Annotated in this window: 16 protein-coding genes; 3 read left to right on the forward strand and 13 right to left on the reverse strand. The window is 51.8% G+C overall.

What is annotated here, in order from left to right:
• Window positions 1-135: 135 nt before the first annotated feature.
• Window positions 136-978, reverse strand: coding sequence for a hypothetical protein (locus QW71_RS01230; protein ID WP_039292051.1), 843 nt, complete (start codon window positions 976-978; stop codon window positions 136-138).
• Window positions 979-1,734: 756 nt separating this feature from the next.
• Between QW71_RS01230 and QW71_RS01240 the strand changes: the two genes are divergently transcribed.
• The gene (locus tag QW71_RS01240; RefSeq protein ID WP_039292056.1) at window positions 1,735-3,339 is read left to right on the forward strand and encodes a M4 family metallopeptidase; all 1,605 of its coding nucleotides are present in this window, start codon (window positions 1,735-1,737) and stop codon (window positions 3,337-3,339) included.
• A gap of 99 nt (window positions 3,340-3,438) precedes the next feature.
• On the opposite strand, the gene QW71_RS01245 is transcribed toward QW71_RS01240, so the two are convergent.
• From QW71_RS01245 to QW71_RS01275, 7 genes are all read right to left on the reverse strand, one after another.
• Window positions 3,439-3,834 (reverse strand): MazG-like family protein, encoded by a 396-nt coding sequence (locus QW71_RS01245; RefSeq protein ID WP_200905864.1) that lies wholly within the window; start codon window positions 3,832-3,834, stop codon window positions 3,439-3,441.
• 287 nt (window positions 3,835-4,121) lie between these two features.
• The gene (locus QW71_RS01250; RefSeq protein ID WP_039292059.1) at window positions 4,122-5,984 is read right to left on the reverse strand and encodes a beta-L-arabinofuranosidase domain-containing protein; all 1,863 of its coding nucleotides are present in this window, start codon (window positions 5,982-5,984) and stop codon (window positions 4,122-4,124) included.
• 288 nt (window positions 5,985-6,272) lie between these two features.
• A complete protein-coding gene (locus tag QW71_RS01255; protein WP_039292062.1) occupies window positions 6,273-9,275 on the reverse strand; it encodes a right-handed parallel beta-helix repeat-containing protein in 3,003 nt (1,000 codons plus the stop codon).
• Window positions 9,276-9,307: 32 nt separating this feature from the next.
• A complete protein-coding gene (locus QW71_RS01260; protein WP_039292064.1) occupies window positions 9,308-10,465 on the reverse strand; it encodes a hypothetical protein in 1,158 nt (385 codons plus the stop codon).
• Between the two features lie 183 nt (window positions 10,466-10,648).
• Complete coding sequence (locus QW71_RS01265; RefSeq protein ID WP_039292067.1) at window positions 10,649-12,376, reverse strand: extracellular solute-binding protein; 1,728 nt, start codon at window positions 12,374-12,376, stop codon at window positions 10,649-10,651.
• A gap of 111 nt (window positions 12,377-12,487) precedes the next feature.
• Window positions 12,488-14,098: a response regulator gene (locus QW71_RS01270; RefSeq protein WP_039292359.1), complete on the reverse strand. Its 1,611-nt coding sequence runs from the start codon at window positions 14,096-14,098 to the stop codon at window positions 12,488-12,490.
• The gene (locus QW71_RS01275; protein ID WP_039292069.1) at window positions 14,076-15,839 is read right to left on the reverse strand and encodes a sensor histidine kinase; all 1,764 of its coding nucleotides are present in this window, start codon (window positions 15,837-15,839) and stop codon (window positions 14,076-14,078) included. The genes QW71_RS01270 and QW71_RS01275 overlap by 23 nt, the downstream gene beginning before the upstream one ends.
• Before the next feature lie 139 nt (window positions 15,840-15,978).
• Between QW71_RS01275 and QW71_RS01280 the strand changes: the two genes are divergently transcribed.
• Both QW71_RS01280 and QW71_RS01285 read left to right on the forward strand, forming a co-directional pair.
• Entirely contained in the window at window positions 15,979-16,914 is a 936-nt protein-coding gene (locus QW71_RS01280) for an ABC transporter permease (protein WP_373604753.1), read from the forward strand.
• Window positions 16,915-16,946: 32 nt separating this feature from the next.
• Window positions 16,947-17,825, forward strand: a complete 879-nt coding sequence (locus tag QW71_RS01285; RefSeq protein WP_039292071.1) for a carbohydrate ABC transporter permease — start codon at window positions 16,947-16,949, stop codon at window positions 17,823-17,825.
• A gap of 161 nt (window positions 17,826-17,986) precedes the next feature.
• Here the strand turns inward: QW71_RS01285 and QW71_RS01290 are convergent, their stop codons facing one another.
• The 5 genes from QW71_RS01290 to QW71_RS01310 all read right to left on the reverse strand — a co-directional run bounded on the left by QW71_RS01290 (window position 17,987) and on the right by QW71_RS01310 (window position 24,728).
• Window positions 17,987-19,234, reverse strand: a complete 1,248-nt coding sequence (locus QW71_RS01290; protein ID WP_039292074.1) for an MFS transporter — start codon at window positions 19,232-19,234, stop codon at window positions 17,987-17,989.
• A gap of 192 nt (window positions 19,235-19,426) precedes the next feature.
• Window positions 19,427-20,230 carry a phosphoenolpyruvate hydrolase family protein gene (locus QW71_RS01295; RefSeq protein ID WP_373604754.1) on the reverse strand — a complete coding sequence of 268 codons (804 nt, stop codon included), beginning with the start codon at window positions 20,228-20,230 and terminating at the stop codon, window positions 19,427-19,429.
• Between the two features lie 50 nt (window positions 20,231-20,280).
• Window positions 20,281-21,498, reverse strand: a complete 1,218-nt coding sequence (locus QW71_RS01300) for a Tm-1-like ATP-binding domain-containing protein (protein ID WP_039292079.1) — start codon at window positions 21,496-21,498, stop codon at window positions 20,281-20,283.
• Between the two features lie 108 nt (window positions 21,499-21,606).
• Window positions 21,607-22,806 carry a phosphoenolpyruvate hydrolase family protein gene (locus QW71_RS01305; protein ID WP_039292081.1) on the reverse strand — a complete coding sequence of 400 codons (1,200 nt, stop codon included), beginning with the start codon at window positions 22,804-22,806 and terminating at the stop codon, window positions 21,607-21,609.
• A 209-nt stretch (window positions 22,807-23,015) separates the two neighbouring features.
• On the reverse strand, window positions 23,016-24,728 hold the full coding sequence (locus QW71_RS01310) for a beta-L-arabinofuranosidase domain-containing protein (protein WP_039292084.1): 1,713 nt from the start codon (window positions 24,726-24,728) through the stop codon (window positions 23,016-23,018).
• Window position 24,729 lies beyond the last annotated feature (1 nt).

The following is a 24,729-nucleotide window of genomic DNA, read 5'->3' on the forward strand; positions in this document are numbered from 1 at the left end:
CTTCTTGCCAGGCAGATGGAAGATGCAGTGATATTAATAGATATAGTTTTCTTTAAAAAAGACGAGACCTTGTTTACTCGGTCTCGTCCACGCGATATCACAGTAATTCGAAATACAACCTGTATAGTGAATTATTTATTTGACATATTTACTTTTATACTTGTCAAGAAGCATCCCGGCTTTGTTCAATTGCTTAATACCTTCTGCCCCCTTCTTTTCACCTGCATGGAATTTGGACCAATTTATTTTGGTCGTCTTCAAGCTGTCCCGCCTTATAGTGAATCCTTCCAGCTGGAGTTTTGCTCCTGCCAGATAGTAGGTATGTATTTCTTTCAACTCTGCATTATTGGCTTTGAGGTTTTTCAACCCGGATACAAACTTAGTATAATTGGGCAATACAGTATTGTTTAAAGTAAGAAAGAGTGACTTTCTTGTTGAATCGTTCAGGAGTCTATTTTGATTAAACGTATTTATGGCTTTCGTTTCATAGCTTGCTATTGGCTGCAACTGTTCATTGAAATCTTCCATATCCTGTAACATGATTTCTTCACGGGTAGGTTCCTTTATCACTACCGGCTTTGTTGGCTCAGAAGTTGGTTCAGGAATGACTGTATACTCATCCACCACTTGAACAGTGAATACATAAGGTTCAAACTTATCTCCAATATTGACAGTTAAGGTAGCAATCCCTTTATTTATTGCATGAAGTTCAGAAACCCAATTCGTTCTCCGTACTACCTTGACAACATTCTCATCTGAAGAGATTGGAGTGAAGTCATGTTCCGTAACGTCTGCATCGGTCCAGTCAGTGATGGCTATTTCGTATGACTTCCACTCCTCAACTTTTATCTCAGCAGGTTTGGTCACTTTGACAATGTCGGTGATGTTCCGTGCAGCCGCATGAATACTACCACTCCCGGATACAACCGATACTATAATTGCTAGCATTAACGAATAAATCAAACTCTTTCGTTTCATATAACCTTATCCCCGCTTAATTATTAATAGTAAAGCATCTACCAATTTTGCTAGAACATTTCATGAACAGTTAGCAAAAGTAGTAAGTACTTTCCTCTCATATTATACAACTTGGTAAGGTGAATTGTGATACTGCTTTTCTGCTGCTGGCCTATTAAGGTTCTTGATTGGTCCGTTATTTTTTCTCGCATCAGTCCGTCGCCGTCGTACTTGTACGGGCTTTGCTTCCCGTTTCGGGGCGCCCTCTTTAACTGATTCGTTCCGTCAACATCAGCCCTTGGGCTCAGTTCCTTACCCAAGCCCATGAATTTGACCGATAGCCTGATCCTTCAGAACCTTGTACTTAAGGATGTGAACCTACTAGTCAATAAAGTGCAGTTTCTAAACAAAGGGCTATAGTTCAGTAATATGAGTACTGAATTTCGCTGTTGCATAATTATCATTTATTAAATTTATTGCATTAATTGTGATTCTTATCACAGTTGATATTCAATTTCCAAAATATAATAAAACCACTATAATTACATTATTTTCATTTATATCCATTTTGGAGGTCTGTGAACAAGAGTGTAGTTGTAAATTTCATGAAAGGGGTTTTGCCGTCTCCACACTCTCTCCCTCCGTACATTTAAGGTTGTTCGCCGCCTAAGTCCTTGCACCCCAGATCGCAGCTTGAGTACACAGGCTAGATAAAGGTTGTCTACAAGAACCCGGCATAACTTAAAACCAACCATTTTGATCGGAGGAGTATTAATTATGAAAAAGACTGTAGCTTCACTTCTTGCAGGTGTTGTAGCACTTGGGTCCTTTGCCTCGGTGGGCACTGCCGCTGAAAACAATGAACGCAATAATCCTGTCGAGCTCTTCTCAGGCTCGTCCCCTATTTCGATTACGGACCAATCCTGGAAAGCTCCTGCTGGCTCCGCTTCTGAGGACAAAGTATGGGGGTATCTTGAAAGTGTTAAAGGGAACCTGCATCTTTCGGCTAAAGAGGATATTCGGGGAAAATTCAAAATTTCAGAGCAAAATACAAACAGCAAGACCGGCAGCCAGCACTACCGGTTAAGCCAGTATATCTCGGGGATACCGGTATATGGAGCCGATCAAACTCTGCATATCGACAAAGCCGGCAACGTTACCTCCCTGCTGGGAAGCGTAGTTGAAGATGTTTACCAGACGATTCCGCAGCCGCTGATTCAGCTCCAAACCATCTCCGGAGCAGATGCCATCCTGGCAGCCGAGCAGGATGCCACGCTGGAACATGGACCGCTTGGTGAGCCGCAAGTTACTCCTACAGCGGATTTATATTATTTCATCGTTGACGGAGAACCTAAATTAGCCTATAAAACGGAAGTGAATGTTCTGGAGCCCGAGCCTTTGCGGATACGGTACTTCATTTCTGCGGAGAATGGCAGCGTACTGTTCAAATATAATATTTTAGAGAACCTGACGGGTACGGGTACTGGGGTTTTTGGAGATACCAAAACGTTCGAGACACGCCTCTCGGGTTCTACCTATCAGCTCTATGACAGCACCCGCGGCAAGGGCATTGTGACTTATACCGCCAAAAACAAGACCTCTCTTCCGGGGACGCTCTTAGCCAGCACCAACAATGTCTGGACAGACAAAGCCGCGGTTGATGCCCACACGTATGCTGAGAGAACCTATGACTATTATCTCCAGCATTTCGGCCGCAACAGCCTGGACAACAACGGACTGCAGATCCGTTCCACCGTCCATTACTATACTTCATATAACAACGCTTTTTGGAACGGTGCGCAAATTGTGTTTGGTGATGGAGATGGATCTACCTTTACACTGCTGTCCGGCGACTTGGATGTTGTGGGCCACGAGCTGACGCATGGTGTAACTGAGAAAACATCCAATCTTGAATACTACGGAGAACCAGGGGCACTGAATGAGTCCTTCTCCGACATCATCGGAAATTCAATTGAAGGTGCGAACTGGCTGATCGGCGATAAAGTATATACACCGGGTGTAGCGGGTGACGCACTCCGCTCACTGGCTAATCCCCCATTGTACGGACAGCCTGACAAATACAGTGACCGCTATACTGGTACCAGTGATGAAGGCGGTGTGCATACGAACAGCGGGATCAATAACAAAGCTTTCTATCTGGCTGCCCAAGGCGGTACGTTTAACGGTGTAACGGTCACAGGTATCGGCCGTGAGGATGCCGTTCAAATCTATTACAATGCACTTGTATATTACCTTACAACCTCATCCAACTTCTCTGCTGCACGCACAGCAATCATTCAATCGGCTACGGAATTGTTTGGAGCAGGCTCGGCTCAAGTAACTACCGTAACCAAAGCTTACAATGCGGTAGGCGTCTACTAAGAACAGAATAACAGGCCAATGATCTTGAAGATCATTGGCCTGTTTGGTGTAAAAGGGATCGATCAACTGCTGAAAATCATATTGCAGGAAATCTATATATTATTCGCTTACTTTTGTAAGCACACCATCTTTATTCTCGTATATTCTTTTTTCGTTTTTCTCCATTTTATGTATGATCTCTTCTTCCAGGTTAATTCCCAGAAGTTCCGAAAGTCCTATTAAGTAGAGTGCAACATCAGCTAATTCTTCACCCAAATCGTCTTTCTTTTTCAGATAAGCTTCGCAAGCCTCTGATAATTCGCCATATATAAAACAAAATTCTTGAAAAATATCTGTAACATTAAATCCTTTCGCAACTTTATTCTGATAAACTCTTTTTTGTAATTGTAATAAATCAATCATTTTATTCTCTCCTATTCTACGAATATTTTTTATGTACAAAAACAGTATTTCACCCCTCTCAAGCAGCTCAGCCGGATTATTCTTGTATTTCATACAACAATCCTCCCGATCACTCGGCTATCCATCAATCAAAGTTGCAAAACGTACAACATTTAAATCTATAGTGCTTACCAAGAAGTCTAACATTCCAAAATATAGAATTCTATATGATTTGTGCGCAGGGTGACTTCAAGATTCTGCGGGACGAACTGGCTGCTGCTAACTCATATGGCCAATCTGTAGCGCAAAAAGATGCCACTAATCATGGCATCCTTTCAAGCAGCCTATAATGGTGGACAGCCACTATAACTTACGCAGGTGGTTGTTCCAACAATAAGCGACTAAGCTTTTTTTACCGTGAAGTACACTTGATAGGGTTCATAACCGATATCGCGAATTCTTCTCAGCTGAATTCCCGGGTCCTGATTGGCCGTCTTGAAGAAATAGCGCCAGCTGCCCCACTCCCGTTCATTCTCCATGAAGATCTCAGCGGTCACATCCTCTGACGGTGTGAACAGAATCCGTTCGTTCTCGCAGATTCCGGCCAGCACTTCAGGACCAAACCGGAAGGCTCCGGTCTGTTCGTCGTCCGGCAGAGGAATGAACCGGATCCCGACAGGCAGAATCATACTGACTCGATCGCCGTCCTTCCAATTCCGCAGTATGGTATAGAATGCATTGTGATCCGCGGATTTCCCGTGAAGCTGATCGTTCACATAGATGACGGCTTCCGACAGGATCCAGTCCGGAATCCGGAAATGGATGGCAAACTCATTAGAAGAGTCAGTATAGACGACGAAATCATACTTTTTATAATTAGGCAGATTCTCGTGAAGCGCAGTAATCTCATTCAATTCCTGTTGCCCTGCCGTATTCGAAGAGTCCAGCATGCTTCCGCTCATATGATCCTGCGATTGATGAATCCGGACGCTCTCTCCGCCCATCTCCGTGGTCAGCTCAGAATGGAAATACTGGCATACATAGACATCATTGTGATCCTGATAATATAGGCCTCTGTTCAATGCCGCATTGGCTTGTACCATCGTTCCGTGACAGCAGAAGAAGCTGTCGGTCTCTGTACTCCAATCCTTACGCAGCCCTGCCTTCATCGGCAGGAAGTAAGTGAGCAGCCCGGTGGCGGGATCATTATGCTTATTGCCGGTCAAATGATACTCCTGGTAGTAGGCTTGAGCCATTATTCCGTTGTACAAATTATATTCGATATACTGCGCATAGGCCGGATGGGAGGTATGCCGGAACAGAAACTCTGCCAGACGAATCATGTTATACACCGTGCAGTGCTCCTGATTCTTATCACCGAGGCGGGCCTTGATCTTCATCTTCGGCATCCACACTTCACCGGCCGTATTCCCGCCAGTGGCCAGCGTTCCCCGCTCTGTGACCGCGCATTTCCAGTAGGCCGTGACAATGTCCATCCATCTCTGCTCGCCGGTAACCTCGTAAGCTCTGGCACAGCCGAGTACCTCAGGAATGGTAGTGTTGGCATGCATGTTGGTCAACGGGTCCTTGTTCTCCAGTAACGGGCGGAACAGTCTGCTGCGGTAATAACGCTCCAGCAAGGTCTTGTATTTATCATTCCCTGTAATATGAAGCAGGTCTGCCCACGCTTCCAGCATCCCGCCTGTCTCCATGTCGAGAATATCATCGAATTTCTCTCTGGTGAAGGTACTGCTCCACTCCACGAACCAGTCTGCGAAACGATCGGCTATCTCTAGTGCCTTCTGACTGCCGGTGAACTGGTACATATCCACCAGCCCCATGAATAATTTATGGATATTATACTGCGGAGCCCATATCGCTTTGCCTTGGGCAACCCAGTGCAGGTATTTCTCAGGAATAGGCGCAGCCCATTGTCCGCCGTTATCCTTTTGGCATTCCGCCAGCTCGTCCAGGATGAGATCCGCTTTGAGCTTGAGTTCCAGATCACCGGTCTCATGGAACCGCATAGCTGCGGCAGACAGCCAGTGTCCAAGGAAATGCCCCCGGATCTGACAGACCGGCGTCTCCCAGCCCCCATGTGCATCCTGTGGAATATCTCTGCCATGATATCTTCCCGCTTCTACTTTATAGTTAAACAGGAGATTATCATTCGTCAGTTTCATTAAATAACGCCGGTTTGCTTCTTCCCTGCGTTTCAGATCATTATCATGAAGAACGACATGCTTGCCCTTAAGTTCTCTCATTGCTGCAGCCCCTTACTATAATGACATTGATTTTTACAATGAAAGTATATAGCAGCGCTTCCATCAATCCAATGATTAATCCTAATATAAAGTTGATCCATACTGAGTATTAAACTGAAAGCCGGGGTTAAAAAATATTGCTGAATTACCTTTGTTGAACTAACGGCCTTTGTTAGCCCCATTTAAAAAAGGAGCGGTCCTTTAAGTCACTGAAGTGGCTTGAAGAACCGTTCCTTTTGACTGCAGGGTTTACTATCCGATACTTGATCTATTGTGATACCTTGGACTCTACTGCACTGCCGTCAGCACCAGATCGTCGAAATAGACTTCTCCGCCGGCGCTGCCTTTATACAGATAAATCGTGGCGGTGGTGCTGGCGCTTCCTGTTGTGAATTCAATTTCTTTGTGCACATATCCTGTGCCCTGCTCGAAGCCCCAGGCATCCGTGAATGCGCCGCCGTAATTCTTGACCCCAAATACCGCTACACCACTGTCTACACTTTGTCCTAAGCCGGACAGCCTGTAGGTCGTGTCCGGAAGCAGCCCGGCAACCGTCTGCTCTATGCCCGAAGCCGCCCCGCTTAGCAATGCGGCGTAGTCTCCTGTATGCGGGGCAGTGTATGAGATCGAAGCACCATTATAATGGACTGACCAGCCGGTGAAATCACCGCTCTCGAAGCCGGAATTCTGCAGCAGGTTGACCGGCTCCGGCTCCGCCGGAATGAACCGGAAATAGTCATAGTCTGCCGTAAATCCCGTGCCACCTCCTGTGAACAGGCCGATCTTCGGCTCTGCAATTTCCACTGTCTGATCCGCTCCGGCCTGCTGGTAGCTCACACCATCAGCGGAATAGAAGCCGCTGTACGTATTGCCTGCCTTCACGAGTCTGAGGTATACGGCAGAGCCCAAAGTATCGGCGGTTTCGACATGCTGCCGTACGGCATCTTTTTGCGCAGTGAATTGGAATTCGTTGCCGTTGCCGTACATCCGGGTAATCCGGACGAAGGTTGCATCGCTCTCATAGACAATCAGTCCGCCCTGGGCCCATGGGGACGCCGGTAATCCCGTCAGCTTAGTCTCGAGGGTCCAGTCCCCTTCAGGCGCTCCGGTGAGCAGAAGGTTCTTGGCCGTTGCAGCCCCCTCTGCGATTTCTCCGTTCTCGGCAGTAATCCGCATAGAGCCGGGATTGGCCGTCAGCGACCAGGCTGCACTGTTCTCCCGCACCCAGGTCCATTGGCTGCCCAGAGCCGCCCCGCTGAATTCGTCACTTCCTCCTTCGGTGAACACCGGTTCGGTTGGACCGGCAGGAGATGCGCTGAATTGAATCAGCTCCAAATCGTCGAACATCACCTGCCCCGCCCCTCCGGCTTTGTACAGAAAAATTGTAGCGCTGGTGCTGGAGGCCCCTGTTGTAAATGTAATTTCCTTGCGGGTATAATCAGCTGCAGTCATATAGACACTCTGTTCGGCGTTGCCGTGGTTCTTGACTCCGAATACGGCTGAGCCGCCGCCGCTGGCTGCTCCGTAAGCATAAAGCTTATACATGGTGTTCGGATGCAGGCCGCCAATGTTCTGCTCCATTCCGGCATAGTTGCCGGTAAGTGCCGCAGCGTAGGCACCGGTGTGCGCTCCGGTATTCACGATGGAAGCTCCATTGTAATGAAGCGGCCAGTTGCTGAAATCACCTGTCTCAAAACCGGAATTGAGCAGCAGATTACTCTGGGAAGGCGGCTGCGGCAGCGGAGGCAGATTGTTCGGGTCCAGTCCGGCTCCCTGGTATGCCCCAATATTGGGGGCAATGCCTGCCGGAACAGGGTTGCCGAAATAATCACTGCCGCCGCTGCCGCTGATGATTCTGCCGCTGCCAATGGCCGGAGAGGTATTCAGCAGCTGATAACCGGCCAGCGTGCCGCGGCCGATGCCGCCCGAGCCTGGCGAAGCGAGCTTCGGATCAGCGGTGATTTTGTGCGGGTCAGCCGGTTCGCTCGCCGGATGGTTGCCGTAGAACAGATTATTCTCGAAAACGTTGCCGGTGCTGGAGCCGAATTGATATCCCCCGGTGCCCAGATTATAGATCAGGTTGTTGTAAAAGGCCGTATTTGAAGCATAGCCATCCCAAAAGCCGTAATTGACCACTTTGGTGCTTGAAGTGAGCGGCAGATAGACGCTATTGTTATAGAACTTTGCGCCGCTGGCCGGACCGTTCAGATTGAACACCGCCCCGCCATCATTCTCGCTGATATTATAGCGGACGACCGCATTGGTATTGTAATTGGAAGCGGTTGTCCCGTCATTGACGACCAGTACCATACCTCCTGCGTTATGGTGGCTGTAGTTGTACTGGATAATAGTACCATCACTGTTGTAATCCGCATCAAAGGCCATTGCGTCGCCGCCGGGGGCGGTGTTGTATACTTCATTGTACTGGATGACCGCATCCTTCGTGCCCCATACCCACAGCGGCACATGGTATCCGGACGCGCGGACATGGGTATCGTACACCACATTATGCTCGATGAGCCCGCCCGTTGTATTGAGCACAACCGCACCGTCGGCAGCCACATCGTTAATTACATTATTCTGCACCTTAAGCCCGGTGGAGTAGGTGCGCTGTGCTCCATTCAGATAGATTCCTACACTGTCGAGCGAATAGATGCGGTTATTCTTGATGACCACGTCCGACACATGCAGATCCCAGTCCGGACCCCAGACGATGATTCCGCCATTATGCACATAATCGGTGGCCGTCGTCCCTTTGACCTGATGGATATCGAGATTCTCGAATACGAAATGCTTATAGACCTTGGGATTGGTCCAGCTTCCGCTGCTGCCACTGACATGGATGCCTCTGCGCTCGCCCGGACTGGCTGCATTATTGGTTATCTCGAGATTACGGACTTCCCACTGCTCCTGATTGTAAAAATATACGGCAGCGGCGGCGCCTCCCCCCGCAATCAACGGCTTGGCCCCTTCGCTGTACCGGTCAATCTGAATCGGGCTGCCTTCGCTGCCCGAGCCCTGGGGTGACAGCGTCCCCGTCCAGACACCGCCCGCCTTGAACAGAATGCGGTCGCCGGGCTGAAAGACGGTGGCATTCACTTTGTCGAGTGTCTTCCAGGCCTGGGCTTCGGAGCCGCCCGTATTGCTGTCGCTGCCCTCTGCTGAATCGACATAATAGGACGTACCATCTGCGCGGACCGTTGACGGAACCATTACGGACAGTACAGATGCCAGAATCAGGATTGCCGTCAAAATCAGCTTGTTCATCTGATGCCATGGTCTTCTTATCATCTTCGCTTAAACCTCCCGTTATGATTGGTATGCTACTGCATTTGCAGGCCGGAATATTCCGGCTCCGTTAGTTCAATCCGGGCGGTACGGATTCGCTGCTCCAGTTCCCGCCCGAAGCCTGTCGCCGCCGCCGCTTCCCTTTTCCGCTGCTCCGCTGCTGTCCCGGGCTTCAGCGTTCCGGGCTTCTGTGGTGCTGCATCACCAAATACCGCCATTACCCATTCCCCTGTGAAGCCTTCATCCATGACCGGGCTGATCTCGCCGGACTCCCGTTCTCCGGTCAGCCAGGCGTACAGCTGGCCCTGCTCACGGAAATACACCCTGGCGTTAGCACTGTCCAGTCTTTCACTGCTTAGGGTCAACCCACCAAGGGAAACGCTGTCATTTCTCAGCTCCACAACTGCCTCTTCCGGGCTTCTGCCATCAAGAAGAAGCTGCCGCACCTCAGACAGAAGCTGTTGAGTTCCCGGCTTGTTCTCTGCTGCACCCTCCCCTTCGCTCCGGTAGGCTATGGAAATGCGGGTAAACTGAAGTTCCCGTTCCTCAGGAATGCTGCTAATCTGATCCTCCGGTGCCGGTTCATCTTCACGTCCGCGCTCCCCGGCCCCTGGCGTTCTCTCCCGAAGCGCAACCTCCAGATTGCTCAGATAATAAGGAATGAAGCTGCCTTCATCCAGCCCGGCCGGACCAAACACCGCTTTCCCGGAAGCGGCTGCCTGAGCCCGCCGTTTGTTCTCGCGTTCCATCTCAGAGAGCAGCCCGCCAAAGTCCGTGCTGTCAACAAGTCCTTTTTCATGACCCATCTCCAGCAGAATCCGGCTTCGTGTCCAGGAGGTAAGCGCCTCGCGCTTGAGCAGCTCCAGCGGATTCTCACCGTCAATCTCCAGCTCCCAAAAGTTCTCTTCATACGCCTGATGGTAAGTTCCCCGGAAGTATTCAATCACCTTCGTGCGCTGGAGTCCCATCGCATACTGCAGCTCCGCCGCCGTGACCGTATGCCCGTTGATGCGTGCCACCTCGGCGTTTGCTGCCATCCGCTTCGGTATGCCTTGGGCCTTGGCGGAAGCTGTCTCCTTCCCCTCAAGCCCAACGAGCCTTTCCGGGACTCCGCCTCCGCTTAACAGCAGGATAGCGGCCAGACACAGCGGGACACCGGAAGCTGCGGCGGCTCTGCTTTTTGTCCACTTCATAGCCTCTTTCCTTCTTCCTTTGCAGGTATAGATAAGTTGCCTATTGTCCAATCAAGCAAAAAGGAGGAGATGATCCCGGCTTCCCGTCCGTTTCTCCTCCTCCTCCGGCATCTCCTAGGCGCTGGCGTCCCGGCAACAGCAGCCGGCAGCTTTAGCCCAGATAACTCCTACTGGGTTCCCCCGTCACTTCGTGCTGTCAAACCATTCATTGGCTTCCTTCGTCATCTGCTCTCCGCCAATGCTGTACCACTCCTTGACGAATTTATCGAAATCCTCCAGCGGCTTGCGGCCGTAGATGATCGCCATGATCGCCTCTCCTTCTAGCTTCGTTGTGATGCCTCCCTTGGACTGCATCGCCGGGGTACTGGCGCCAAGGAACTTGGGTGCCCAATAGCTGTCCTTAGACCATCCCTCGACGACGATTTGTGCCGCCTTCAAGATATCGGGATTGCCAAGAGCCGTGATTTCAGCCTCTGTAAGGTTTCCCTGTTCCAGCAATTTCCCTTTGTCTGCGGATTGCTGCAGCACACTGAACGGGTCCTTCGGCTCATACAGGAAGTATTTGTAGACCCCCACCGAGCCTCCGGGGATATCCTCGCTGATCGTGGAGACCGTTCCATCCGCCTTGAGGGTATAGTCATAGTCTTCGGCCCAGCCGTGCTCGAATTCACTGCCCGGTTCTTTGTCCACTCCGGCAAACAGACGGTTGAGATACAGGAACAGAGCATCGGTATGCTCAAAGCCTTCCCTTACGAGCATCCCTCCCTTCAGAAACGTTGTATCCCGCGCTCCTGCCTTGCCGTTCCCGGTTGGAATCGGGTAGGGCTTCATCGTCGCTCCCGGCACATTCTTCTGAAGGTCGGGAACCGGCCAGCTGCCTAGCCAATACGGAGCCACTACAACCCCTATCCGCCCTTGCCCAATCAGCTCGGCGAGCTTGTTCTCATCGTGCAGACCGGCCTCCTTGGAGATATAGCCCTTCTGGTACCAGTCCCGCATCACCTCAAGGCCCTTCTTCATCTCGGGCACGGTTGAACCATGCACCAGCTTGCCGTCTGCGCCCTGATTCCACTGGTAAGGAACAGTGCCGAACGGCCCGAAGATCCAGGTGCTCTCCCCGAGCCAGCCTGCCAGCGGATTCGGATGACCGCCGCCCGAGCCAAGACTTACGCCCAGCGGAATGATGGAATCCGTATTGCCCGGCTTCTTAACAAGCAGCGCCTGCATGAAGGCCTCCAGCTCCTCAAAGGTTGACGGTGCCTGCATGCCCAGTTCGTCCAGCCAATCCTGACGGACCCACATGACAGCATTATCGTTCCCGGCGTTGGCGAAGTAAGGCAGGCCCATATGCTTGCCCTCGAAGGTAACCTGGCTCCAGATCAGCGGGTGGGAGCTGAAGATCTCCTTCACGCGGTCCGAAGCGTACTTGTCGAAATCCGCTGAAATATCCTTGTAGGCTCCGGATTCGATCAGTTCATTCATCAGTCCGATATCCATCGTTGTGACGACATCCGGCAGCTCCTGCTTGGCTGTCAGCATCAGCCGCATCTTGGTGGCGAACTGCTCGCCGGGCACCTCCCACAGATGCTGGATATCGATACCCAGCTGCTCCTTCGCCCACCGGGTATGCACATTGTCGCTCAGCGTCTCCCCGTTTTTGTACTTGAAGCTGGAATCCGTGGCTGTAACGGTAGTGATTGTGACCGGGGTTTCGAAGCGGTATGTCCCGTCCCTGATCCCTTCAATCCGGGCAGCGTCCCCCTCCGCCTCCGCAGGGGCAGACGTCTGGGCGGTGGACGGCGGTGCTGTGCCGGCAGCCCCGTTGCTGCCGTTCGGTGAACAGGCTGTGAGCAGCGACAGCAGCAGCGTTGCCGACAGCAGCAGCGCGAACCTTTTTTTTGTACTCTTCATGCAAGAGCCTCCCTGTGTTCCTGTAATCTCTGACGCATTCATCTTATTACAACGCTTTCACGGGAGTAAGAGAGAAAGATTTAAGGTGATATGCTAAATTCTTAAGCATTGTTACAGCAGGCGTTCCCGGTATTCCTGCGGCGTGATCCCGTAATAGTTCTTGAACAGCTTGCTGAAATACGGAGGATTCTGGAAGCCCAGCCGGGCGGCCAGCTCATAAATCCGGAACTCCGTGGAGCGCAGCAGCACTGCCGCCTGCTCCATCCGGTAACGCATGATGTAATCGCTCAGATTCTCGCCCGTCTCCTGCTTGTACATCGAAGACAAATATACCGCATGCAGCTTCACGTGGTCGGCAATGCTCTGGAGGGAGACATCCCGCGCAAGATTCTCCTCAATGAAGCGGTGGATTCTCGCCAGCAGCTGGCGCTTGTGATCGTTGTATTCCGCATTCTCCGACTGCGCAAGACAGGACAATATCCCTTCCGCCCAGTCCGCAATGGTGCCGGCACTGCGCATGATCCGGGCTGATTCGCCAAGCTCTCCCTTCCCGGTCGTTGCTTCCATCAGGGTCTTTCCCTGCTGGTGGGCAATGGCCAGAAATGCGCTTACCAGCGTATGATACAGCTCGGCCAGATGCTCTTCGGAATCGAGCAGCTTCTCCTCCATTTCGCGGACAATGGCGGCCAGCTTGCTGCGCACCTCCTCCCACCGGCCTCCCTCCATCAGCCGGAGGAATGCCGGCGGCGCATAGAGTGAGGTCAAGGTGCGGTCAACCGTCCGGTTGCCGCCTGCAAGAGCCAGGAATTCCTGCTCACTGCGCGGGATTTTCCGGAATTCGTTCAGTGATTTGCGGTAGACCTGCGCCAGCTCCCGGGGAAATTGCAGCGGCTCACTGAGCAAGAGTGAGACCTGTCCCTTGAGCAGTCCGGACACCTTCAGCTGCAGTTCATGCGCATGTGTATGCAGAGCTTTCACATCCATTTCACCCATCTCCTGCGGATGCTCCCGGCTGCGCAGCGCAAAGACGAGATAGCCATAGGCATCGCGGCAGTGCCAGACGTCACAGTCCGGCTCCAGAATCTCTGCAGCAATATTCCGCACCGCATATTCAAACAGCAGGGCATCCGGCTCTTCTCCGCTGCCGAATGCCTTCTCGGGCCGCACCATCTCCAGCAGCAGCGAATCCCCTGGCTGGAACGGAAGCTGGTACTCCTTCAACCGCTCGGCCAGCGCTCTAGTCTCCGGCAGCTGACCTGACAGCAGATCGTTCAGGAATCCCGACCGCAGCATCGGCATATGCAGGTGCAAGGTCCGCTTCGCCCGCTCCTGGGAAGCAATCTGCTCCCATTCCCCGCGGATTCCGTCTGCAACCCGCTTCACCTCAGCAAGCAGCTCTTCATCCTTGACCGGCTTCAGCAGATAGCCTACCGTCCGGTGCTCAATCGCCTGCCGGGCGTATTCAAATTCGCCGAAGCCTGACAGCAGCACGCAGCGGGTTCTTGGATAATGCTCCTGCACATGCTTGCATAAGGCCAAACCATCCATCCCGGGCATGCGGATATCCGTGACCACAATATCGACCGGATGATGCTTCAGCAGCTCTGCCGCCTCCAGACCGGATGCTGCCGGATACACATGCTCCACACCGGCGGAAGCCCAGTCATTCTGGACCATGCTCTTAAGAATCATCGGCTCGTCATCGACTAGCATCAGCTGCATTTTCACTTGGCTGTCCTCCTTCATGTTCCCTTTTCCAGCGCAGGGTGACCCGTAAACCGCCGAGACCCGGCGAGGCGTCCAGCCTGATGCCTGACCCCGGACCGTACTGCTGCTTCAGACGCTGATTGACATTCCACAGGCCGCAGCCTGTCTGCTCATTCATAGGCAACTTCAGCTCCTTCATATACCCGGCGATCTGCTCCTCCGTCATGCCCGCCCCGCTGTCCTCGACCTGCAGCAGATTATATGGCCCTTCTTGTACACCTGTGACCTGTATCGTTCCCGCTCCCGGCTGCGGCTCCACACCATGGATAATGGCATTCTCCACAACAGGCTGCAGAAACAGCCGGGGGACAGGTTCAGCCAGCATTTCCAGCGGAATATTCAGCCCGAAATCCAGACGCTCCAGTCTGAATGCGTAGATATGCAGATAGTTCCTGGCCTGGTTCACCTCTTCCTCCAGAAGCGGACGCTGGTTCTCCACCCGTGTCGTGTAGCGGTAATAATCACCCAGATGATAGACCATTTCCCGGATCGTTTCCGTCTCCCCTGCCTTGGCGCAGGCGGCGATGAAGGACAAGCAATTGTACAGAAAGTGGGGATGAATCTGCGACTGCAGCTGCTTGAGTGTTGCGAGCCTTGAACGGTTCTGCTCCTCATAGACGTCATTGATCAAATGCTGGGTCTGCTCGGCCATCTCATTGAACCGCAGGCGCATATAATCAAACTCGTTATGAAAGCGCTCTCTAATGCGGAAGGAATAATTGCCTCTCTCAAAGCTCCGTAAGCCTTTGACCACCTCTGACACCGGCTTCTGCACATGCTGGTACAGCAGATAAGAGGCAATAAGCGCCAGCAGGGCCAGTACAACAAAGCTGAGATAGAACATTTCCCGGCTCTGTACAATCGGTGCGTGAATAACATCAAGCGGGACATAATCCACCAGATAGGCACCCAGGGAAGATAGATACGCATAGCTGATAAAAGTATCCTCTCCGCCGATTTCAAGGCTCCGGTGTCCGGATTCCTCCAGTGGGACTTTGAGCAGACGGCGCCCGGTTTCCCTTGCGGCCGCATCGTCTGCCGATACGGCACCGTAAGCCGTACCGTAGGCCGTGAGCAGAAAAGCTTTGCCGGGATTATCCTGCTTGTAGTCACCCAGCATCCGCCGGATGTTGTCGATCGTGAACCGTACCTCGAATACAGCGACGGGTTCCTGGTTATGCTCCTGCGAAAGGTAAGGGTCCCACACGAACATCTGATAATACGGATTCACTGCACCGCTGCCCGGATGCAGTCTCCATACACCTGCGGGAGCAAGCTTCATCTCCTTCATGTCGAATGTGTCGCCCGGATTGGTGGAAATACGCCGCCTGCTTTCAGGTAAATAGACGGACAGATCGTTGCGCCAGTTGCTGGAAAGACTCTGAAGCTGCAGCTTTTCCTTGACCTGTGTCTGGTAGTATAGCGTCTGATAATAATCCTCGGTAAGGAGATTGAGCTGCAAATCCGTAATGGAGGAATCTCTCGTCAGCACACTAGAGGACAAGGACAAGCGGTCAATGTTCGATTCAATCTGATTCTTCAGAAAAAACAAGCGGCTTTCGTTGTTATCTGTAATCTGTCCATCGATAACTTCAAGACTCTTCTCACTGAAATACGTATAGAGCAGAGCCATTGGCAGAATCAGCATAAAAATGACTGCAGTGATTTTGACAAATACCGGCCGGTATCCCCGCATGGCAGCACCCCCTTAACAAATTGACAGTTACCTTAAATATCTATATCTGTACAGTTCAGGATTGTCAAGCCTAATATGGTTGTAGAATCCGCGAGCGGCGGACATTTAGGAGGAGACCCGTATGAAGCCAGGCACAGATATGGCGGCCAATGCCGCTCCCAAGGCCAATCCGAGAACCGGCACGGCAGCCCGGCAATTTGCCGCAACATGGAGGCTGCATTTTATGCTCCTGCCAGCCGTGCTCGTTGCGCTGATATTCAAATATGCCCCTATGCCGGGCATCATCATCGCTTTTCAGGACTTCAAGCCCTGGCAGGGCATCTCTGGCTCTTCGTGGGTGGGCTGGAGTAATTTTGAGCTGATTTTCTCCATGCATGATTCCCGGCAGGTTATTCTCAACACACTGATTATCTCCTGTCTCAAAATCGCCTTCGGACTCGTAGTTCCGGTGTTATTCGCCCTTATGCTCAACGAAATCCGCCAGATGGGGCTTAAGCGTTCGGTTCAAACCCTGGTCTATCTGCCCCATTTCATGTCATGGGTGATCCTGGGCGGCATTCTGCTTGATCTCTTGTCCCTGGAGGGGATTGTGAACCAGCTGCTCAGCTTCCTCCACATGCAGCCCGTGATGTTCCTCAGTGAAGGGAACTGGTTCCGCTTCACCGTTATTCTGAGCGACCTATGGAAGGAATTTGGCTTCAGCGCCATCGTCTTCCTGGCCTCGCTGTCCGGCATCAATCCCGCGCTCTACGAAGCGGCGGAGATTGACGGGGCGGGCCGCATGAAGCAGACCCTCTACATCACGCTCCCCTCGATGCTGCCGATCATCGTCGTGGTCTTCACACTGTCGCTTGGCAATATGCTGAACGCCAACTTCGACCAGATCTATAATCTGATCAATTCGCTGGTGCTGGACAAGGGCGATATTATTGATACGTATGTCTACCGTTCCTTTCAGGAAGGCCAATACAGCCTGTCCACCGCCATCGGCCTGTTCAAGTCGGTGATCGGCTTCATCATGATCGGGGGAGGCTACTATTCAGCCTACAAGTGGGCAAATTACCGGATTTTCTGACATGCTTGTCAATTTGAAGGAGGAAAGGCCTCATGTACCATAAGAACCCGACCTACCGCATATTCTATCTGTTCAATATCGCTTTCCTTGTGCTGATTTCCGTTGTCTGCGTGCTGCCGCTGATCCATATCTTTGCGGTGTCCCTGAGCGGGAAATCGGCGGCTGATTCCAATCTTGTCGGACTAATCCCCGTGGATTTCTCGCTGGATGGATATCTGCGTACCTTCGAGAACAACAATTTCCTGTCGGCCCTTCGAATCTCGGTGCTGCGAAGCGCTGTCGGCACGATAATGGCTATGTGCGTAACCGTGCTGGCCGCCTTCCCCCTCTCGCGGAATTCCCGGGAATTCCGGGGCCGCAGCTTCTATGTATGGTTCTTTCTGATTATCATGATCTTCGACGCGGGTCTTGTCCCGCATTATATCCTGATGGAGAAAATCAACCTGATCAATTCCTTCTGGATCTTCATCCTCCCGGGCCTGGTCAATGTCTGGAATATTATCCTAATGATGAATTTCTTCCGGGCATTGCCGCGCGACCTGGATGAAGCCGCTATTATGGACGGCGCAACCTCCTTCCAGATTATGTCCAGAATTTATCTTCCCGTGTCGCTTCCGGCCATCGCCACCCTGTCCCTGTTCACCCTTGTGGGCCATTGGAATGCCTGGTTTGACGGCATGCTCTATATGACCTCGCCCGACCGCTGGCCCCTCGCCACACTGCTGCAGACCATCGTCGTTGTGCAGGACTTCAGCAAGACAGGCATCCGCTTCGAGGATCTGCAAACGCTCTCCAACCGGAGCGTCAAATCCGCGCAGATTTTCATCGCCATGCTGCCCATCCTGCTGGTCTATCCTTTTCTCCAGCGCTTTTTCGTCAAGGGCATCGTGCTTGGTGCGGTTAAGGAGTAGGAGGAACCCTGACAGGGATTACAGCCCATTAAGAACTGTTTATGCAGCACCCGTAAAACGTCAATGAAGCAGCGATTCTCCGATAACGGGGAATGCTGCTTCGCATCTTGCACACAATATCAGAAGGAAATAAAGTAAGTACACCATCTTTATCCGTGAGATTATACTTCTTGTGCAGCAGGGGTATGATCCGGCGCTTTTTGATTCATGATCGGCAACATCACCATTGCGCCGAGGAGAAATAATACCCCTGCTCCGCTAAAGATCGTACTCAGTGAAAAGGCATTCTTAAGCGCACCGGCGAAGGACATGGAAACGACCATCATTCCGACAAACATCGGATTCAGCACTCCGTTGACCCGGCCGACAATGGATGTATGTGACCATTTCAGAATCATCGTACTGATCCCGATATGAATGCAAGGGAAAACAAGCCCATTTAGAAACTGGATGGTCAGCGTGAGCGGAATGCTTGTCGAAAACCCGACAATCGTGGTACAGACGGCGCCTGTCAGCATGCCTATTGCCAGGAGAAGCTGGGGCGGTACTCTTTTGGCAAAGACGGCTACAATCCCTCCCCCGATCAGCATGGCTGCTCCATTCACCATAAGCATATATTGCAGGAACTCCTCACTTCGGCCCAGCCGCTCTGTTACGATAAACAGATTGAGCGCTTGGGCTACTCCAACCGAAAGTCCAGCCAGAATAAACGCGAGTCCGAGCATACGCAGCACCTGGCTCTGCCAGACATAACGAAAGCCTTCGATGAAATCTTTACGGAATTGCCCTTTTACCTTGACCGTTTGGGATTCCATCTGATCCTCGGGCAGACGAACTAGGACGAGCGCAGACAGCAGAAAAGCCACACCCATTACAGCGATTGAAGTTTCAAGGCCAAAGGTGCTGTAAACGAAAGTGCCCAGCATGGGCCCGAGCACCATGAAGATGGCCATCAGCGATTGGAAGAGCGCCATGCCCTGCTGAAGCTGTTCTTCAGGTACATGGTATTTAAATAACCGCATGCTGGAAGGCTGTGAGAACTGGGAAAGAATAGCCGAGATGAAGGCGACCAGGTACACGGATTCCCAAGAACCGAAGTGAATGCTCATCAGAACAGCGAACACCGATACTGCAGATAGTGAATCGCACCAGATCATCGTCCGCTTCGGCCGCCACCGGTCAGCAAACGTACCCCCGATGAATGAAAACACAAAAATAGGCGCGAATTCAGCTACGCTGATCAGGGAAATAGCATAGGGATCGTTGTTGGTCCTGTCCGCAACATAGAGGAGAATAGCAAAATTACGCACCCAAATGCCAATCTGCAGCAGCACGCTTGATAAAAGAATCGTCTGCAGGAACCGATTACGGAACAGGCTCGGTGGGTTTGCGCTTGTTTCAGGCCTCATCAATCTTTATACCTCCTATTGATCCATAAATATATTTCCCTTAATAATAGGCAAGGGTCTCCTTTCCCTTCCTTATTATACGGACCAGACCCGGATCTATAAAGGCTTAAGTAAATAAATAGGAGCAGTTTCTCACCTCAAAAAAGCCCTTGATATACCAAGGGCTTTAAGGCAATGACTTGTATCCCGTAGTTATTTCTGAATCGATTTGAAAGACTCGGTCTGCTGTGTAATGCCCTTCTCTGCCGCAAAGCGCTCAATGCTCGACGCGCCGAAGAACCCATCGATGCCCTTCGTTCTCTGAATGACATACGCCGCATCCTCCGGCTCTGCAATGGGTCCGCCGTGGCAAATAATCATGATGTCCGGGTTCACAGCCCGCCCGGCTTCAATAATCGCTTCAATTCGTTCTACACAGTCGTCCAGGGTAAGTGCTGTTTTGGCGCCGATCGTGCCTTTGGTCGTCAAGCCCATGTGGGCAACCAGAATGTCAGCTCCCGCTTCCGCCATGGCTTTAGCCTGCTCAGGATCAAAGACATACGGGGTGGTCAGTAAATCCAGCTCATGGGCGATACGGATCATTTCAACTTCCAGGTCATACCCCATACCGGTTTCCTCCAGATTTTGTCTAAATACCCCATCAATCAAGCCTACTGTAGGGAAGTTCTGAACACCGCTGAAGCCCTGCTCCTTCAATTGCTTCAGATATACCTCCATCACCCGGAACGGGTCGGTGCCGCATACCCCTGCCAGAACAGGAGTATGCTTGACAACGGGCAGCACCTCTGCGCCCATCTCAACGACGATCTGATTGGCATCCCCATAGGACAGCAAGCCCGCCAGTGAACCGCGGCCTGCCATTCTGTAACGGCCGGAATTATATATAATCAGCATATCCGCTCCGCCTGCTTCACTGCTCTTGGCCGTAATCCCTGTGCCGGCCCCGACACCGAGGAGAATCTTGCCCAGCTCCACCTCATTCTTGAATTTGGCCATAATTTCTGTTCTGCTTAGCTTGTTCATTCGTATATCCTCCTTATTGTTATTCAGGAAATTGATGCATGCATGAGTTCGATCAGCTTGAGTGCTGCAGCCTCTGCAAAGGCCGGATCGTTGATGGCGCAATCCATCTCAATGACTTCAACCCTTGTGCGGTCAACATGCTGGCGCAGGGTATCGAATAACATCCGGTCCTCCTCCGGTCCGTAGAAGGGCTGCCCCTCCACATCAATCGCGGAAATGCCCCTAAGCGGCAGCATCAGCACGGTGCTCTCTTCGGCCATGTTCAGCTTCTCTGCCAGCTTCCTTCCGATCTGTTCATTCTCCGCCACTGTCGTTCTCATCAGGGTAACGGTCGGATTATGCTGATAAAAGGTATGATCCTTGAATTTCTCCGGCACGGTATCTGCCGGTCCAAAATTGCACATATCCAAAGCGCCCACCGAGACTACCTGCGGAATGCGCTTGCGTCCTGCAGCCTCCAACCGGTGCGGCCCCGCATTCAAGACTCCGCCGATGATCTCATCCGCCCACTCGGTCGTCGTCAAGTCCAATACCCCTTCAATGAAACCTGCCTCGATCAGCGCCTCCATTGATTGTCCCCCGATGCCTGTGGCGTGGAACACAAGCACCTCGTAGCCCCGTTCCTCCAGGTATTTTCTTGCCGCTGTCACACAGGGCGTTGTTACTCCGAACATCGTGGCTGCCACTAGCGGCTTCTTCTCCGGTGTATGCGTATGCTCAAATTTAAGCATTCCCGCCATCGCAAATATTGCGTTTGTAAATATTGCTGTGGAAATCGAATTCAAGCCTGCGACATCCACCACAGAGGGAATCATGATGATATCGCTTGTGCCTACGTATGGAGCTGTATTTCCGGATGCAACGGTTGATACCAATACCTTCGGAACGCCAATTGGCAGGGCTCTCATAGCCGGCGCGACCAGTGAGGTTCCGCCGGTACCCCCAAAAGATATGATACCGTCAAATTTCCCCTGCTTGTACAACTGGGGGACCAGCTTCTCCAATCCTTGGGATAAGAGCTCTGTAGCTAAAGCCCGGTCCTTCCTTGCTGCAAGCTCCTCTATGTCCATGCCTGCGGCGTACGCGACCTCCCGGCCCGACACATCCGGAACAAAGGCCGGCTCGAACACCCCCGTATGGATCATCAGGGTCCCCAGCCCAAGCTCCTCTGCAATCCTCTTGATATACAGGTACTCCTCACCCTTCGTATCAAACGTTCCAGCTATTGCGATGGTCTTCATTCTGCTGCCTCCTCATATGGATCATCTGGAACAGTGCTCAATCCCGGTAGCCGAGCGCTATAGACTAATCATACGGGGCTTACTTAAGAGTGAAAACGCTTTTATGTACTATGTTTTTGTGTTTAGGTTAGATCTGTACTGCTTGGGAGAGCAGCCCTTCAGCTTTTTAAACATTTTGCTGAATTGGGCATAATCCGGATACCCTGCCATCGCGGCCACCTCGGATAATTGAAGCTGCGGTGCCTGGAGCAGCGTCGCAGCTTTATTGATGCGGAAGCTCACCAGATAGGTCTGAAAGCTGCAGCCCACCTCTTTTTTAAACAAGCTGCTCAAATAACTGCGCGAAACATGAGCTACCTTGGCCAGATCCGCAAAAACAACTTCATCGCTGTAGTTATGTGCGACATACTCTTTAACAAACTCAACGTAATCATAATGCCTTGTGATGCCGCTGAGCATTTTGACCATGAAATCATCCTCATTCAGCTTGCCCAGGCGCTTGAAATCGCGGGTAATTGCCGTAATCGACTGCTCGGATGGAATCCGTTCGAAGGCAGAGCCGCCAATGTAGCCCATAATATCTGTGTTATTACTGTACATGTACTGGACGTCGACGGGTGTCTTCACCGGACCGCCGTAAATCATCTTGATTACACCCGGCTTAAGCTGCCCGCAGGCAGCAAAAATGCGCAGTGCCCTTGCTTTGGCAGCCTCTAAGGAGACAACCTTCCGCGCCCCTAATAATCCGCCTTCGGTCAGGCCGAGATGAGCACAGATTACATCTGCCCCCGCCTCGAGCATCTGGACCGCTTGGGACTCGTCAAATACGAAGGCCACCGTAAACAGCTCCTGCCGGTGGGCCAGTCGTATGGCCTCAACCTCTTTGTCATAGCTGATTCCGTCTTCCTCCAGAGCCTCTCTGAACAATCCGTCTATCAGGCCGACTGTCGGATAATTATTGACTCCCGCAAAACCTCTGTCCTTGATATCCATTATATAATCGGCTATTTCTCTGGTGGGATCATTCGCATTCAGCCCGAAGAGCACGGGAGTATGCCTCACCAGCGGCACGATTTCCCTTGACCCGAAGTCCATCACCATATCATTGCTGTTGCAGAACGGTAAAAAGCCTGCCAGAGAGCTTCTCCCCATCTGGCGAAACTTGCCGGAGTTCAGCATTAATATAAAGTCCGCTCCGCTCTGGGCGGCAACCTTGGCTGTAATCCCCGTACCTGTCGAGACACCAATGACATGATTACCCTCATGCAGTTGTGATTGAAGGCGCTCCAGTATGGCTGTTCTGTTCAAGCTCTATCGCTCCTCATCTCTTCAGATTCCTCAATCTTAACCATCTTATATAAAAGAAAAAGCCACCCTGCTACTGAGAGCGCTTCAATCCTGTGTCTTCTATTATAACAATGTACCGGAGCTGAAAAACCACAACCCGCAAAGTTACTTTTGCGGGTTGTGGTTTCTGTTTGGGTCTGTATTTGAAGGGTCTGTATCCGTATCTGCCGTTACTTTTTCCCCTGTGCCTGCTGGGTAGGACCATAATTGGCGGCTCCGGTGAAGTGAACATCATCCGCCGACGGATAGTATTTCGGGACCTGTAAATCCCGCTGGTACAGTCTTAAGTGCTCTCCGCGCGGAACAATATCGACGACATCACAGCCTCTCCAGGATACCGAATATTGTTCGCCGCGCACCGTTTCTTTCACCACCGCCGTCTCCACAGGATGCTCCAGCTCCACTATATCCCCTGCCTTAACATTGCGGAATACCACCAGATTGCCCTCTCTTGAGGGTGCGCAGGCTATTCCATTAATCCTCCCTTCGAGGTTCTGCCCCATCCAGTCGTACACCCGTACTGCAACATCATATGTCTGCTTGGGCTTGATGGAAATATAGCCTGTATCGGGGTAATTCATGCTCACCGTGGCTTCCTCTGTTTCTTTATCGACAGGGATATTAACGAGAACCATTCCACCGCGGTATTCCACCGCCCGGTTCCATATGATCTCCAGGGCCACCGGAGCCATGCCGACGCAGCAGCCCGCAATGGAGCGGAACTTGGACAATGAGATGGAGTTGACGAGGGAGCCGCCGGTGAAGCCGCCAATCATTCTCTTGTCAATCTCCCTGTAGGTGACCCCCTGCCCATCAGGTAAGGTATTGTCTGTCACTACATAAGATGCCACCTTGAGCTGATTCTCCACCAGCTGGTTCCGTGCAAACAGGGTCATATCGTTCCAATATTCCTCGTACCCGGCCAGAATTAACTCATTCGCGCATTCGATCATATCCTTAATACAGCAGGTTTCACAGTGCTCCTCATGCTGCGGATGCCACTGGGCATATTCCGGTACCCAGCCGAAGGAGGAGGACAAGGAACGGATATAATCATAGATCCCTTTACCCGCGGTAATATACCGCCCGGCGCCTGTGATGCGTCCAAGACGGACGAGTCCGGAGGCAACCCAGCCTGCGGAATGGATATGGCCGAAAAACTCCATTTTGTAATTAAAATAACGCGAGGGTCCCAGGAGGTGGTTGGCAATGCCAACAGCCAGATCAAGCGCCACCCCGTCTCCGGTGATCTCATATCTGCGCACCAGGGAGTGAAGCACAATCGCATTGCGAATTCCCTGCTCCCCCCGTCCGGTATGCCTGGACAGATCGAATCCGCCGTCTTTCAAATATACGTCATTGGGGAATTCATACACCGGCTCCTTTTCCTCATAATCACCTGACCAGAAGGTTCTGACCTTCCTTTCGATGACAAGGGAGCGTAGCCCTCTTACTAGCTCGGAAGCCCTCTTTTCCGGTTCCGGGTCCAAAGGGTTATTCTCCACCATCCTGTTCAGTGCCGGAAGAATATAGCCCATTTCGTGAAAGGAGCTGTGATTCGTATGCGTCCAGGAGTATGGCTCATGAAAGCGCAGCCCGTGCTCTCCCCAAGACTTCATAAGATGGCGGTAAAAGGACAACTGAACCTCAGCTCCCTCTTCGGTCTTCAGCATTTTCCGGACGGCGTCAATGGCTTCGTACCAGGAGCCAACCAGCTCCGCGTCGTCTACCCGGCAATGAGCAGCTTCCGCAGGCTTCTTATGAGGGAGCACAAGCCAATACGGAAGGTTATCCGCCTTCTCATCCACCATGGATGTCAGATACCCCAGAACAAGCTGCGCATTTCGTAAAGGCTCAAATTTCTCATACGTCGGAGTTGACATA

The sequence above is a fragment of the Paenibacillus sp. IHB B 3415 genome, from assembly GCF_000802655.2.
GTDB classification, from domain to species: Bacteria; Bacillota; Bacilli; order Paenibacillales; family Paenibacillaceae; genus Paenibacillus_AQ; species Paenibacillus_AQ phytohabitans.